Genomic DNA, 13481 nt, shown 5'->3' with positions numbered 1-13481 from the left:
AGCGGCGAAGGCCGGCGGATGATCGATTCCGACGCGCGGGATGCTGCGGTTTCGAAACGGAGTGAGCAATGCGGACGAGTTTGCGACTGAGCCTCGTAGTGATGGCGGCGGTGCTTGGCGGAAGCGATCTCGCCTCCGCGCAAGCCGCGAAGATCAAGCTCGGCTACGCCAAATGCGCGCACTGCCTGCCGATGTCGCTCATCCCTGGCCTGGCGAAGGGCGTCGAAGTCGAGGCCACCGGCTTCAACTCGGGCAACGACGTGCTTACCGCGCTGGTGTCGAAGAGCATCGACGTCGCGCAGGTCACCTATCTCCACTACATCACCGCGCTCGACAAAGGTTTTGACGTCGTTGCCGTATCGGGCCAGATCAACGGCGGGTCGGAATGTCTCTCCTCCGCGAAACTGAGCCTTCCGCCTGATGACTGGGCCACGTTCAAGACGACCGTCGCGAAGGCGAAGAGCGACGGTCAGCCGCTCAAGGTCGCGGCGTCCCGCGGCAATGCGCAGGACATCCACATGCGCGGTGCGTTCCTCAAGCAGGGCGTCGATCCCAACAAGGACATCCAGTTCATCAACATCCCCAATCCGTCCGACCATCTCGCAGCGCTCCAGCGCGGCGAGGTCGACATGATCTGTTCGGTCGAGCCGTTCGCCTCGCAGATCCGCCTCGCCGGCGCCGGCAAGCATTTCGTGCTGCCGTACGAGCAGGCGGCCGGAAATCTCACGAATCTGATCGTGACCCGTTCCGACGTGATCGCGAGCCAGCGCGCCGGCGTCCAGGGCGTCGTCAGCGCCGTGGTCGAGCTCGACAACAAGCTGATTGCCGACAAGGCGCCGTGGATCGAGGTCATCAACAAGCTCACCGGTCTCGACAAGAACGTGGCGACCGAGGCGCTGAAGAATGCCTCGCCCGATCCGGCGATCCATCGCTCGCAGACGTTGGCGATCGCCGCGATGATGCGCGACCTCAAATACATCTCGAAGGACGTTTCCGCGGATGCGGAGAAGAACATGGACTATTCCTTCCTGGAGAAGGCCACCGGAAAAGCCAAGAATGACCTCGGTTACTGACGTCTCGCCCGCAAGGCCGGCGTTGCGGCTGACGCGGGCGTTCCATGGACTCGAGCGCCTCATCGTCCCTGCGCTGCTGGTCGCCGGCTGGGAGGCCTTTGCCCGCAGCGGCATGCTGCCGCCGGCGCTGCTGCCGGCGCCGAGCGCGGTGCTGCATGCGCTCGGCGACTGGGTGTTCGGTTTCGACGAGACCACGCAGACCTATTCCGGGCACTGGCTGCGCGATGCGCTCGCCAGTGCGCTTCGCGTGTTCGGCGGGTTTGCGCTGGCGAGCCTGCTCGGCATCCTCGCCGGCGTCGCGATCGGCTGGTCGCGCCTGTTCGAGAAGACGCTGGAGCCGACGTTGCAGATGCTGCGTCCGATCCCGCCGGTGTCCTGGATTCCGCTCGCCATCATCTGGTTCGGCATCGCTGACAAGCCGGCGATCTTCCTCGTCTTCCTCGGCGCCTTCTTTCCCGTGCTGATGAACAGCATCCATGGCGTGAAGACCGTGGACCACAATCTGGTGCGCGCCGGCGCGATGATGGGTGCCAATGGCTGGCAGATGCTGACCGACATCGTGCTGCCAGCGGCGCTTCCCTCGATCTTCGCAGGGCTTCGCATAGCGGTCGGCTCGGCCTGGATGCTGACGGTCACCGCCGAAATGGTCGCGGTGAAGAGCGGCCTCGGCTACGTGCTTTGGGATTCCTATTACTTCCTGCGCTACGACATCGTGCTGGCTGCGATGATCTCGATCGGGCTGCTCGGCTATCTCTCCGACCTCGGTCTCAAGGCAATCATGGCGCGCACGCTGCGCTGGCAGCAGACCACCACGGTGCAGGGCAGGGCGGGCTGATGGCGGCAATCGAGCTTCGCAACATCGTCAAAGTGTTCTCCGACAAGCGGCGCGGCCGTGACCTCCTCACGCTGGACAACATCAACCTCGACATCGAGGCCAACGACTTCGTTTGCCTGCTCGGCCCGTCCGGCTGCGGCAAGTCGACCTTGCTCAACATCATCGCCGGCTTCGAGCAGGCGACGTCCGGCCGCACGCTGGTCGACGGCAAGCAGGTGGAGCGGCCGGGCTCGGACCGCGGCGTGGTGTTCCAGCAGCCGACCTTGATGCCGTGGCTGACCGCGATCGACAACATCGCCTTCCACCTCAAGCTCAAGGGCATCGCCAAGGCCGAGCGCCACGACAGGGCGATGGAGTTCATCGATCTCGTCGGCCTGCGCGGTTTCGAGCACCATCATCCCTCCGAAATGTCGGGCGGCATGAACCAGCGCGTCGGCATCGCCCGCGCACTGCTGATGAACCCCAGCGTGATCCTGATGGACGAGCCGTTTGCGGCGCTGGACGCCCAGACCAAGCTCGAAATGCAGGAGGAGCTGGTCGCGATCTGGCAGAAGCGCCGCTGCACCATCGTGTTCGTCACCCACAGCGTCGACGAGGCGCTGGTGCTCGGCAACAAGATCGTGGTGATGACCAGGCGGCCGGGCCGGATCCGCGAAGCCGTCAATTTCGACCTGCCGCGCCCGCGCGACATAACCAGCCCCGAGTTCAATGACGCCAAGCGCCACATCCTGGCCTTGATCCGGGAGGAGTCGACGCGGCTTGCGCAGGCGTCGTAAGGTATCGCCATGCGCAAACGCCTCGGCATGATCACGCCGTCCTCCAACTCGGTGCTGGAGCCCGTCACCAGCGCCATGCTGGCCGGTGTCTCCGGCGTCACCGCGCATTTCTCGCGCTTCCGCGTCACCGAGATCGCGCTCGATGCCGCCGCGCTAAGCCAGTTCGATGCCTCGGTGATGTTGCCGGCGGCCGATCTGCTGGCGGATGCCAAGGTCGACGCGATCGCCTGGAACGGAACGTCCGCAAGCTGGCTCGGCGTCGGCCGCGACCGCAGCCTGTGCGAGGCGATCACGGCCCGCACAAATATCCCGGCAACGACATCGACGCTGGCCTGCATCGATGCGGCCCGCGCGCTCGGCGCGAGGCGCGTCGGCCTGGTCTCGCCCTATACCGACGACGTGCAGCGGCGCATTGCCGACGTCTGGGCCGAGGAGGGGATCGCCCCGCATGCCGAGCGGCATCTCGGCTTGCGCGACAACTTTTCCTTTGGCGAAGTCGCGCCGTCGACGATCACGGATATGATCCGCGCCGTAGCGGCGGAGGGGGCTGACGCGATCGTCATCCTCTGCACCAATCTCGATGGTGCGGCGCTTGCGGCCACGCTGGAGCGGGAGCTGGACATCGCCGTGCTCGATTCGGTCGCGGTGACGCTGTGGCGGAGCCTCTGTCTCGCCGGCGGCGATGTGACGGCCCTTGCGCAATGGGGGCGGATCTTCCAGACAATGCCAAATATCAGGTGACGGAGACATCAGTGACGCAGCTCGACCTCGCCATCCGCGGCGGCACCATCGTGACGGCCAGCGACGAGTTTCGCGCCGATATCGGCATTCGCGACAGCCGCATCGTCAGCATCGCCGATAGCATCGAGGGCGCGGCCCGCGAGATCGATGCGACCGGCCTATTGGCGCTGCCGGGCGGCATCGACAGCCACGTCCACATCTCGCAGCCCTCGGGCCCCGACGTGGTGATGGCCGACGATTTTGCCTCGGCGACGCGCGCGGCGGCGGCCGGCGGCAACACCATGGTGCTGCCCTTCGCGCTGCAGGAGAAAGGCACCTCGCTGCGCAGCTGTGTCGAGAACTATCGCAAGCTCGCCGAAGGTGAGTGCTACATCGATACAGCCTTCCATCTCATCATATCCGATCCGACTGCCGTGGTGCTGGGGCAGGAGCTGCCGGCGCTGGTCAAGGACGGCTACACCTCGTTCAAGGTGTTCATGACCTATGACGACCTCGTGCTCAGCGACAAGCAGCTGCTCGAAGTCTTCGAGGTCGCGCGCCGCGAGGAGGCGCTGGTCATGGTCCATTGCGAGGGCTACGACGCCATCCGTTTCCTGACCAGCAAGCTGGAGCGCGAAGGTCATATCGCGCCGTACTATCACGGCACCTCGCGGCCGCAGGCGGTCGAGCGCGAGGCGACGCACCGGGCCATCAGCCATGCCGAGGTGATCGGCGTTCCCATCATGATCGTGCACGTCTCCGGACGCGAGGCGATGGAGCAGGTACGCTGGGCCCAGCAGCGCGGCCTGCCCGTTCATGCCGAGACCTGCCCGCAATACATCACGCTGACGGCCGACGACATGAAAGGCCTCAACATGGACATCACGGGCGCGAAATATGTCTGCTCGCCGCCGCCGCGCGATGTCGAGAGCCAGGAGGCGATCTGGGAGGGCATTACGTCGGGCGTGTTCCAGACCTTCTCGTCCGATCATTGCCCGTTCCGCTACGACGACCCCAAGGGCAAGCTGACGCCGAACGCCCGCACCTCCTTCCGCTGGGTGCCGAACGGCATCCCCGGCGTCGAAACGCGGCTGCCGATCCTGTTCTCCGAAGGAGTCTCGAAGGGACGCATCACCCTGCAGAAGTTCGTCGAGTTGACCGCGACCAACCACGCCCGCATCTACGGCCTCTATCCGCGCAAGGGCTCGATCGGCGTCGGTTTCGATGCCGACATCGTTCTTTGGGATCCCAAGTTGAAGAAGCCGATCCGGCAGGCCGATCTGCATCACGGCGCGGATTACACGCCCTGGGAAGGTTTCGAGGTCACGGGATGGCCGGTGACGACGATCGCCAGGGGCCAGGTGGTCTGCAGCGAGGGGCGGATCGTCGGCGCCAAAGGCGCAGGCCAGGTGCTGAGCCGGGGCAAGTCGAGCCTGATCTGATCCAGTTCGACACGCTGTCATCGCGTTTCAGAAGGTCGCGGCGACCGCAGCGAGGCGTTGATGAGCCCTTTCACGGGCTTCATCGATCGGCGCTTGCGGTCCCGTGGTTGGACCGATCAGCACGAAGCGGACATTGCTGATCCCGATGAAGCGCAGGATTTCCCGCAAGTAGGGCGTTGCCATGTCGATGCGGCCGCGGTTCATGCCGGTGGCAAAATCGCTGCCGCTTGCGATGATCACCAGCGTCGGCCGGTCCTTGAGCAGCGGCAGATATCCCTGCGACGGATCGAACCGAAAGGTGAGGCCGGGCTGGACGATGATGTCGAACCACTGCTTCAGCTTGTAGGGAAGGCCGAAGTTCCACATCGGGGTCGAGATCAGCACGCGATCGGCAAGCGAGAAGCGCAGCGCCATTCGCTCGGCCTCGGCAAAGCTGTCGCGCTGTGCATCGGTGAAGCCCTGAGCCTTCATGCGCGCATATTTGGCCTCGACGATCGGACCGGTGAACTCCGGCATCCGCTCACGCCAGATGTCCACGACATCAATGTCCCAATCCGGCCGGGCCTGGCGGAAGCCGTCGAGGAAAACGAGCGCGGCGGCGGTCGAGACGGACTCGGCGCGCGGCGAGCAGGACAAGTGCAGGAGCTTTGCCACCGCTCATCCCAGCGCTCTGATCAAGGCGTCGGCCCTGGTCACCACCGCGACGTTCTGCATCGCAAAATTGATCGATGCGTTGTGCCAGTCGGCATTCATGGTCGAGCAGCAATCCTCGGGCACGATCATGAAATAGCCCTTGTCGGCGCCGGTCCGCGCCGTGTGCTCGATCGACATGTTGGTCCAGGCGCCGGTGTTGATGATCATGTCGCGGCCGGTCGCTTTCAGGATCGTCTCCAGCCGCGTGCCTTCCCAGGCGCTCATCCGCATCTTCTCGACAACGAAATCGCCGGGCCGGGGCTCGAGGCCTGAAACCGGGGCCGCGCCCCAGCTCCCGCGCACCATCGCCTTGCTGTCGACCAGGCCCTCGAACAACGGAGCGTTCAGCGTAACGCCGGGCGCGCCGGGCTCGACCACGAACCAGACATGGATGATGGTGACGCCGCGGGCGCGCGCGGCCTCCGCGAGGCGCCGCACATTCTCCACGACATGCTGCTGCTTGGCATGACCCGGCGCGCCCGACTCGGCGAAAGCCCCGCCGTCCATGATGACGTCGTTCTGGAGATCCTGAATGATCATGGCGCAGCGTTGCGGATCGAGCCGCATCTCGCCCTCGGTCAGAATAGGCGCGGCTGGCGATGAGCTCGGGCTTGTTCCGCCGCCAGCGCGCCTGCCACTCATATAGGGCTCATGCCGCGGGCCGACCCGGGTCGGGATCGCATACACCGAATGCGTCGAGGTAAGATAGAGCGTGCGGAAATCCGGCCCGCCCCAGGCGAGGTTGGCGACGAGCTCAGACAGGCGAACCTTGCCGAGCAGCTCGCCGCGCGGCGAATAGACCCAGACGCCGCCGGGCGCGGTGACCCAGACATTGCCGTGCTGATCGCACTTCATGCCGTCGGGCAGACCAGGCTCGAGCTCCGACTTGATGCCGCTCGCAAACACGCGCGCATTGGACAGCGAGCCGTCGTTGTTGACGTCGAATACGCGGATCAGGGCTTGCACGGTGTCGTTGACATAGAGCAGCCTCTCGTCCGGCGAGAAGCATAGCCCGTTCGGCTGGTCGAACAAATTGCGCTCGACCATGAGCTTCGGCTCGCCGCCGGGCACGACGCGATAGACGCCCTGGAAGCCGAGCTGGCGCGGCCGTTCGACGCCATAGACCGGCATGCGGCCATACCATGGATCGGAGAAATAGATCGCGCCGGATGAGTGCACGCAGACGTCGTTCGGGCTGTTGAGCTCCTGGCCGCCGAAATGCGAAGCCAGCACCTCGCGCCGTCCGTCCGGGCGTTCGCGGACCAGCGACGAGGTCGCGTGCTCGCAGACGATCAAATTGAGCTCGGCGTCATAGGTCATGCCGTTGCATTTGTTCGACGGGCGTTTGACCTCGACGACGCCGCGCCGCGCATCCCAGCGCCGCCGCACGTCGGCCGGCATGTCCGAGAACAGCAGATAATGATCGACCGGGTGCCAGATCGGCCCTTCCGTGAAGTCGAAGCCGGTGCCGATCTGTGCGACCGGCGCATAGGGGTCGATCAGGGTTTCGAACTCGCTTCGCAGCGTCACATGCGTCATCGGTCGATCCTCGACAACCTTAAGCCGGGAACCAGTTGCGCTGGGGGAGCGACTGCACGATAGGGCCGGGGACCTGATCATGCAGTCGCCCCACGACGTTGCCGCCTTCGATCTTGGCGGGCCGGTCGTGGACCGGGAGCAGGTAGCGCGAATTGCTGAGCAGCTTCTTGATCGCCGCCTTTTCTGCGCGCTTGGTGGTGCCATGGTTGCCGGTGGTACGCGGCTCCCAATCGTGGATTTCGTGGAAGGGCGTGACGATCTGGTCGTTGAAATCGTAGATCACATCGCCGCAGATGGTCGCAATGCCGTCGGCCGTGTGGACGATGATGTTCATCGAACCCTCGGTGTGGGCGTTGGCGGCATCGCAATAGACGCCCGGCATCAGCTCGATCGGTCCGGTGATCTCCAGATCCAGGAAGCGCAGCGCGCTCTTGGTGTGCAGGCGGTCGATCAGGTGCTTGATGTCCGGCGCGGGATATTGCGGATGCATCAACCCGGAGACGGAATATTCGAGCTCCTTGCGGTTGAGCACGACGGTCGTGTTCATGGGAAACAGATCGTCCTTGCCTGCGTGGTCAATGTGCAGATGGGTGTGGCAGACGAAGCGGACGTCGCCCATGCGCACGCCGTGGCGCGCGAGCTGGTTCTCTATCATGTTCTCATGATACTGGAGCCCGCGCATGCCCAGCGTCTCCATGATCTGGTTGGAGCGATAGCCGGTGTCGACCACGATCGGATAGGGGCCGCCGAGGATCAGGAAGCCGAGGGTGAGGACGCGGCGGGTGCGGCCGCAGTCGCGGCCGAGCACCAGAAAGCTCGATTCCAGCTCGATATCGCCGTAGTCCAGGATCTTGATCTCCAGCGCCATTCGTTTCCCTCCTGTCTCGTTTCTTGTCTGTCAAAGTCGATAGACGCGCGTCGCCGTCGTCCTGAAGATCGCATCCTGCTGCTCCGCACTGAACGTGGCGGCGGCTGCGCGAAAGGCTGCGACGAGCTCGCGATAACTGGTCCACAATTTCTCGATGGGAAAATTGGAGCCGAACAGGCAGCGCTCGGCGCCGAAGATCGCGACGGTATCAGTGAGCACGGCGGCGATATGCGCGGGATCGTTGCGATGGATGAAGGTGCCGAGCCCGGACAGTTTCGAGACCACGTTCGGACAGGTCGCGAGCCGGGCCATCCCGGCGCGCCAGGCCGCGCGTCCTGCCGGCGAGAGATCCTCGAGCATGCCGGCGTGCTGCAGGATGAACGTCACGTCGGGGCAGGACTCGGCGAGCTGTGCTGCATCCGGCATCTGCGGCGTGAAGACCTGCAGGTCGAAGCTCCAGTCGTAATCGGAAAGACGCGCGACGTTGCGACGGATCACCGGATCGGCGCAGAGATCCGGACGCGACGCGAACCGGTAGAGCGGGTTCTCGTGCCAGTGCAGCTGCATGCGCACGCCGCGCAGCAGCGGATAGCGCTTGAGGCGGTCGAGCTGCGGGCGGACGTCGTCGGCCGCGAAATTGGCGTAGGCGACGATGGCGTGCGGCCAGCCGTATTCGTCGGCCGTGCGCTGCACCCAGGCGGCCTCCTCCTCGAAATGCTCGGGCGCCCAATTGGTCTGCACATAGACGGAGCGGGTGACGCCGCTGTCCTTGAGATCGTCGAGATATTCCTGGATCGGATAATCGCGCCTAATAGGCTCGTACGGTCCGAAGATGCGGGGCTGCATGGGGCCGGTCAGCCAGGGCAGATCGGCCTGCCGCCAGATGTGATGATGGCCGTCGACAATACCGTTCACGCAGCTCTCCTTCCCAATGCCAGGACGTGGGCGACGATCGAGGCGCTCGACCCGCCGTCCACGAGATCGTCGACGAAGCGTTCGATCGCGACCAGCGCTTCGGTCTGCGGACGGAACGCGGGGCCTGTCGCGAGCGGCGTCAGCCAGCTCAGGCGCCAGGCCCGCCGCGACAGTTTCGCGACGGCGTCGCGAAGGGCGTCCGGCTCGCCGCGCTCGAGCCCGTCGGATAGGATGACCACGGCGGCGCCGCGGGCGTAGCCGCCGAACCGTGGGACCGCCAGGAAGGCTTGCAGCGCGTCGCCGATGCGGGTACCGCCGTCCCAGTCGCTGACCAGATGGGACGCAGCGCTCAGCGCCTGCTCGCGGCGTTTCAGCCGCAGCGCGCGGGTGACACGGGTCAGCCGCGTGCCGAAGGTGAAGACCTCGACATTCGGGGCGGCCTGCACCAGCGTGTGCGCAAGCTTCATATTCTCCTTGGTGCGGCTTTTCATCGAGCCGGAGACGTCGATCAGCAGCAAGACCTTGCGCGGGCGTTGCCGCCGCTTCATGTGACCGAGGCGCAGGATCTCGCCGTCGCTGCGGACGCTGTCGCGCAGGGTGCGGCGGAGATCGGCGAAGGGGCCGCGGCGCGCCCGCATGCGGCGGTGCCCGCGCCGCCGCGGCAGGCGCCGCGGCGCCTCGCGTGCCAGGCGTCGAAGGGCATCGGTCGTGGAGAGCTGCGCGAAGCGGCGCTCGACCAGCGCCTCGGTGCGCGATGCAGTCAGGCCGGACTCGTTGGCGTCGTCGGAGAGCAAGGGCTCCTCGTCGCCGCGACCTTCCTCCTGCAGACGGACGGTCTCGTCGTCTTCGCCGTCCTCGGCATGTTCGATCGCCTCGCTGCCGCGGAAATGCAGGTCGAACAGACGATCGAAGGTGGCGCGGCGCTCGGGCGACGGGGCGAGGGTGGCGAGTGCAGATTGCTTGATGTCCTCGAGCTTGCGCGGTCCGAGCAGCGCGATCGCGGCCAGGAACGCGGTCGTCTGCTCCGGCGCAACGGCGAAGCTGTTGGCGCGCAGCAGCGCGACGAAGGAAACAAAGGTGCGGGCAGCGCGCGGGAGCTGCAGCTCGGTGCTCATGCGGTCGCCTCCGCGAGCAGGGCATCGAGCCGGGGCGCGATGAAGTGCAGGTCCTCTTCGTCCTTCAGCGCCACGCCGATCGAGCGTTTGAAGGCATCAGGCCAGCGCGCGCCGCCCTTGTTGAGGAGGGTCGCGGCCTCGGCCCAGTCGACGGCTTCGGCGATGCCGGGGGCCTTGCTCAGCGGCTCGCGACGTAATCTCTCGACGGCCGCGACAACGGCGCGGGCCGTGGCTTCGGCGACGCTGGATGCGCGCATCATGATGATCCGCGCCTCCCGCTCGGCGCTGGGATAGTCGATCCAGTGATAGACGCAGCGGCGGCGCAAGGCTTCGTGCAGATCGCGCGTCCGGTTCGAGGTGAGCACGACGACAGGACGCTCGGCCGCGCGAACCGTGCCGCGCTCGGGAATCGAGATCTGGAAGTCGGAGAGGAATTCGAGCAGGAAGGCCTCGAACTCCTGGTCGGCGCGGTCGATCTCGTCGATCAGGAGCACGGTGGAATCAGGCGCCCGCAGCGCTGCCAACATGGGACGCTCGATCAGGAAGGTCTCGCCATAGATGTCGATGCTCTCATCGCCGGCCTGGCGGATCGCCAGCATCTGGCGCGGATAGTTCCACTCATAGAGCGCGGCAGATGCGTCGATGCCCTCGTAGCATTGCAGGCGGATCAGGCGGCGGCCGAGCACGGCAGCTATTGCCTTTGCCGCCTCCGTCTTGCCGACGCCGGGCGCGCCCTCCAGCAGCAGCGGCTTGCCGAGCGCAAGGCCAAGATAGGCGGCGGTCGCGAGCCCTTCGTCGGCGAGATAATACGCCGCGCGCAACGCCCTCTCCAGCGCCTCCGGGCTGTCGATGCCGACGATGTTGCTGCGAACCGCCACGGCCGATCCTCTAGCGCCGCGCTTGCGGCCGTGCGCCGCCTTGCGCCTTGATCGCGCGCAACACCTTTTCCGGGGTGATCGGCAGGTCGTCGATACGCACGCCGACTGCGTTGAAGATCGCATTCGCCACCGCCGGCAGCACCGGGTTGGCACACATCTCGCCAGGGCCTTTTCCCCCGAACGGACCGTCGGGGGCGGGACGCTCCAGCACGGCAATATCGTGCGGGCAGATGTCGCCGGGACCGGGCATCAGATATTCGACGAAGTCGCGGGGCCCGTGGACGGGATCGGGATAGTACGGCTCCGGCGTCTCGTAGAGCGCGTGACTGACGCCCATCCAGGCGCCGCCGACGAGCTGCTGCTCGACCAAGCGCGGATTCAGCGCGCGGCCGAGCTCGTAGGCGGAGTCCATCCGGACCATCGCGACCTCGCCGGTCTCGTCATCGACCTCGACCTCGGCGACGAGGCAGGCATGTGCGTAACAGGTCGCCGGTGACATCTCGCCGGTTTCGGGGTCGACGTCCGACAGCGGCACGAGAAAGATGCCGCGGCCGGAGATGGTCTTGCCCTGCTTGAACTGCGCGGCGATGGCGACGTCCTTGGTCGAGATCGAACGGTGCGGCGCGCCCTTGACGTGGATGTTGCCGCGTCCGTCGGTCTCGAGATCGGCGGCGTTGACCTCGAGCTCCTCGGCGGCGGCCTCCATCATCACGCCGCGCGCCTCGCGGGCGGCGGCCATCACGGCGTTGCCGACGCGATGGGTGCCGCGCGAGGCGAACGAGCCCATGCAATGCGGGCCGGTGTCGGAGTCCGCCGTGTCGACATAGACGTCCTCGACCGGCACGCCGAGCGTCTCGGCGCAGATCTGCCGCGTCACCGACTTCATGCCCTGGCCGAGGTCGATCGAGGACAGGGCCACGGTGAACTTGCCGCTGGGGTTGGAATGCACCAGCGCCTGGCTCGGATCGCCGCCGAGATTCATGCCGATGGGATAGTTGATCGATGCCATGCCGCGTCCGCGATGCCGGGTCATCTAGCGCCTCCTGGTGCCGAAGACGGAGGAGAAACGGGTGGCGCCGTGTGAAGGCGCGGCCGGGCGCGGCGGGGGAGGAGGCGGCGCCGGCGGCGGTGGCTCGCGCGGCGGCTCCCGCGTCGCGGTCATCGGCGCGCGATCATAGCTCGTGCGCTGCTGCACAGGCGCGGCCGGCCGCGCCCGGGAATCCGTCGGTGTCGGCGGGATCACGGCGCGGCTGCCGCCGCCGTCCTTGCGCGATGAGGCGCGCCTGAACTCGTCGCGGATCGGCCATTTGGCCTTTTCGGCCGCGACCTGGACGCATTCGATCAGAGCGGTGTTCTTGGCCTCGCGCCGGTGCGCCTTCATGTCGCCGTCGCGATAGGCGTTCAGAATCCGGAACTCCATGGGGTCCATGCCGACGAGGTTTGCGAGCTTGTCCATCTGGCATTCGATGGCGAAGTCCATCGCAGTGACGCCGAAGCCGCGCATGGCGGTCGCCGGCGTGCGGTTGGTGAAGACGCAATAGACGTCGCCATAGACGTTCGGGATGGTGTAGGGGCCCGGCAAGTGCGCGGCGCATTTCACCGCGGCATAGCTCGACAACCGCGTATAGGCGCCGCTGTCGAAAAAAGCGCGGATCTTGCGGGCGACGATGCGGCCGTCGCGCATCACGCCGTCCTTGATGTAGATGCGCTCGGCGCCGCGCGGAGGGCCGTATTGCATCTCCTCCTCGCGGCCGAACACGTAGCGCACCGGGCGCCCCGTCAGCATGGCGCCGAGGATCGCGAGCGGCTCGGTCAAGGTGTCGACCTTGCCGCCAAAGCCGCCGCCGACGGTGCCGCCGATGAAGTGGAAGGTGTTGGAGGGCACGTCGAGGATCTTGGCGCAGGTGTCGACCGAGAAGAACAGCGCTTGGGTCGAGGTATAGACGATGTAGCGGCCGTTGGTGTCGGGCGCGGCGATGGCGCCGTTGGTCTCGGTCGGCGCGTGCTCGATCGGCGACATCTGGTAGCGCTGCTCGAGCACATGGTCGGCGGTTGCGAGCGCGGCATCAGCGTCGCCGAAGCGCAGGCGCTGGTGATCGTAGACGTCGTGATAGATGAAGGCGTTCTTCGGATAGGTCTCGTTGACAACAGGCGCGCCGGGCTTGAGTGCGTCCTCGACGTCGAACACGGTCGGCAGCGGCTCGTAGTCGATCTTGACCTTCGCGATCGCCTCGAACGCCTCGCGCTCGCTATCGGCGACGATGGCAAGGATCGGCTCGCCCTTGTAGCGGACCTTGTCGACCGCCAGCGACGGTTCGTCGTCCTTGCCGAAGTTGATCAGGCTGAGCAGCGTGTTGAGGTTGCGTGGTACGTCCGCGCCGCGAATGATCCGGCGCACGCCGGCGGAGCGCTCGGCCTCCGTGGTGTCGATGCGGCGCAGCCTGGCATGAGCCTGGGTCGAGCGGACGACCTTCAGGTGCAGCATCCCCTGGAGGTTATGATCGCCAAAATAGCTCGACGTGCCCGTGATATGGCCGAGCATGTCCTGGCGCTGCGTGCCTTTGCCGATCTCCTTGAGATTGTCATCGCGCTCGTCGGCGAAGATGTCCTTGCGCATTTCCAGCATG

13 protein-coding genes are annotated in these 13481 nt (G+C 66.0%); 5 read left to right on the top strand and 8 right to left on the bottom strand.

What is annotated here, in order from left to right:
* The first annotated feature begins 68 nt into the window (after positions 1 to 68).
* Genes P0R31_RS19690 through hydA form a run of 5 tightly spaced genes read left to right on the top strand, consistent with a single transcriptional unit; the run spans position 69 to position 4846 of the window.
* On the top strand, positions 69 to 1073 hold the full coding sequence (locus tag P0R31_RS19690; RefSeq protein ID WP_275515682.1) for an ABC transporter substrate-binding protein: 1005 nt from the start codon (positions 69 to 71) through the stop codon (positions 1071 to 1073).
* Entirely contained in the window at positions 1057 to 1908 is an 852-nt protein-coding gene (locus P0R31_RS19685; protein WP_275515680.1) for an ABC transporter permease, read from the top strand. Before P0R31_RS19690 ends, P0R31_RS19685 begins: the two co-directional genes overlap by 17 nt.
* Positions 1908 to 2684, top strand: coding sequence for an ABC transporter ATP-binding protein (locus tag P0R31_RS19680; protein WP_275515679.1), 777 nt, complete (start codon positions 1908 to 1910; stop codon positions 2682 to 2684). The genes P0R31_RS19685 and P0R31_RS19680 overlap by 1 nt, the downstream gene beginning before the upstream one ends.
* Before the next feature lie 9 nt (positions 2685 to 2693).
* Positions 2694 to 3425, top strand: coding sequence for a maleate cis-trans isomerase family protein (locus P0R31_RS19675; protein WP_275515677.1), 732 nt, complete (start codon positions 2694 to 2696; stop codon positions 3423 to 3425).
* Positions 3386 to 4846: a dihydropyrimidinase gene (gene hydA, locus P0R31_RS19670; protein ID WP_275515676.1), complete on the top strand. Its 1461-nt coding sequence runs from the start codon at positions 3386 to 3388 to the stop codon at positions 4844 to 4846. Before P0R31_RS19675 ends, hydA begins: the two co-directional genes overlap by 40 nt.
* Before the next feature lie 27 nt (positions 4847 to 4873).
* On the opposite strand, the gene P0R31_RS19665 is transcribed toward hydA, so the two are convergent.
* The 8 genes from P0R31_RS19665 to P0R31_RS19630 are packed head-to-tail and all read right to left on the bottom strand — an operon-like array spanning position 4874 to position 13480.
* Positions 4874 to 5500, bottom strand: coding sequence for an FMN-dependent NADH-azoreductase (locus P0R31_RS19665; RefSeq protein WP_275515675.1), 627 nt, complete (start codon positions 5498 to 5500; stop codon positions 4874 to 4876).
* Positions 5501 to 5503: 3 nt separating this feature from the next.
* Entirely contained in the window at positions 5504 to 7078 is a 1575-nt protein-coding gene (locus P0R31_RS19660; protein ID WP_275515674.1) for an isochorismatase family protein, read from the bottom strand.
* A gap of 19 nt (positions 7079 to 7097) precedes the next feature.
* Positions 7098 to 7946, bottom strand: a complete 849-nt coding sequence (locus tag P0R31_RS19655; protein ID WP_275515673.1) for an MBL fold metallo-hydrolase — start codon at positions 7944 to 7946, stop codon at positions 7098 to 7100.
* Between the two features lie 30 nt (positions 7947 to 7976).
* Complete coding sequence (locus P0R31_RS19650) at positions 7977 to 8861, bottom strand: amidohydrolase family protein (protein WP_275515672.1); 885 nt, start codon at positions 8859 to 8861, stop codon at positions 7977 to 7979.
* Positions 8858 to 9976, bottom strand: coding sequence for a vWA domain-containing protein (locus P0R31_RS19645; protein WP_275515671.1), 1119 nt, complete (start codon positions 9974 to 9976; stop codon positions 8858 to 8860). Before P0R31_RS19645 ends, P0R31_RS19650 begins: the two co-directional genes overlap by 4 nt.
* Entirely contained in the window at positions 9973 to 10854 is an 882-nt protein-coding gene (locus P0R31_RS19640) for an AAA family ATPase (RefSeq protein ID WP_275515670.1), read from the bottom strand. The genes P0R31_RS19645 and P0R31_RS19640 overlap by 4 nt, the downstream gene beginning before the upstream one ends.
* 10 nt (positions 10855 to 10864) lie before the next feature.
* Entirely contained in the window at positions 10865 to 11887 is a 1023-nt protein-coding gene (locus P0R31_RS19635; protein WP_036023767.1) for a xanthine dehydrogenase family protein molybdopterin-binding subunit, read from the bottom strand.
* Entirely contained in the window at positions 11888 to 13480 is a 1593-nt protein-coding gene (locus tag P0R31_RS19630; protein WP_275515667.1) for a xanthine dehydrogenase family protein molybdopterin-binding subunit, read from the bottom strand. It abuts the gene before it with no gap.
* Between the last annotated feature and the right edge of the window lies 1 nt (position 13481).

The sequence above is a fragment of the Bradyrhizobium yuanmingense genome (assembly GCF_029167105.1).
GTDB classification, from domain to species: domain Bacteria; phylum Pseudomonadota; class Alphaproteobacteria; order Rhizobiales; family Xanthobacteraceae; genus Bradyrhizobium; species Bradyrhizobium yuanmingense_A.
The sequence above is the reverse complement of the archived record's forward strand: the minus strand, read 5'-3'. Positions and strand labels throughout refer to the sequence as shown.

Excerpts from the sequence above, each read along its gene's own strand:
- P0R31_RS19680 (WP_275515679.1), top strand. The coding sequence starts at position 1,908 with ATGGCGGCAATCGAGCTTCGCAACATCGTCAAAGTGTTCTCCGACAAG.
- hydA (WP_275515676.1), top strand. The coding sequence starts at position 3,386 with ATGGGGGCGGATCTTCCAGACAATGCCAAATATCAGGTGACGGAGACA.
- P0R31_RS19660 (WP_275515674.1), bottom strand. The coding sequence starts at position 7,078 with ATGACGCATGTGACGCTGCGAAGCGAGTTCGAAACCCTGATCGACCCC.
- P0R31_RS19655 (WP_275515673.1), bottom strand. The coding sequence starts at position 7,946 with ATGGCGCTGGAGATCAAGATCCTGGACTACGGCGATATCGAGCTGGAA.
- P0R31_RS19685 (WP_275515680.1), top strand. The coding sequence starts at position 1,057 with ATGACCTCGGTTACTGACGTCTCGCCCGCAAGGCCGGCGTTGCGGCTG.
- P0R31_RS19645 (WP_275515671.1), bottom strand. The coding sequence starts at position 9,976 with ATGAGCACCGAGCTGCAGCTCCCGCGCGCTGCCCGCACCTTTGTTTCC.
- P0R31_RS19635 (WP_036023767.1), bottom strand. The coding sequence starts at position 11,887 with ATGACCCGGCATCGCGGACGCGGCATGGCATCGATCAACTATCCCATC.
- P0R31_RS19675 (WP_275515677.1), top strand. The coding sequence starts at position 2,694 with ATGCGCAAACGCCTCGGCATGATCACGCCGTCCTCCAACTCGGTGCTG.
- P0R31_RS19690 (WP_275515682.1), top strand. The coding sequence starts at position 69 with ATGCGGACGAGTTTGCGACTGAGCCTCGTAGTGATGGCGGCGGTGCTT.
- P0R31_RS19630 (WP_275515667.1), bottom strand. The coding sequence starts at position 13,480 with ATGCTGGAAATGCGCAAGGACATCTTCGCCGACGAGCGCGATGACAAT.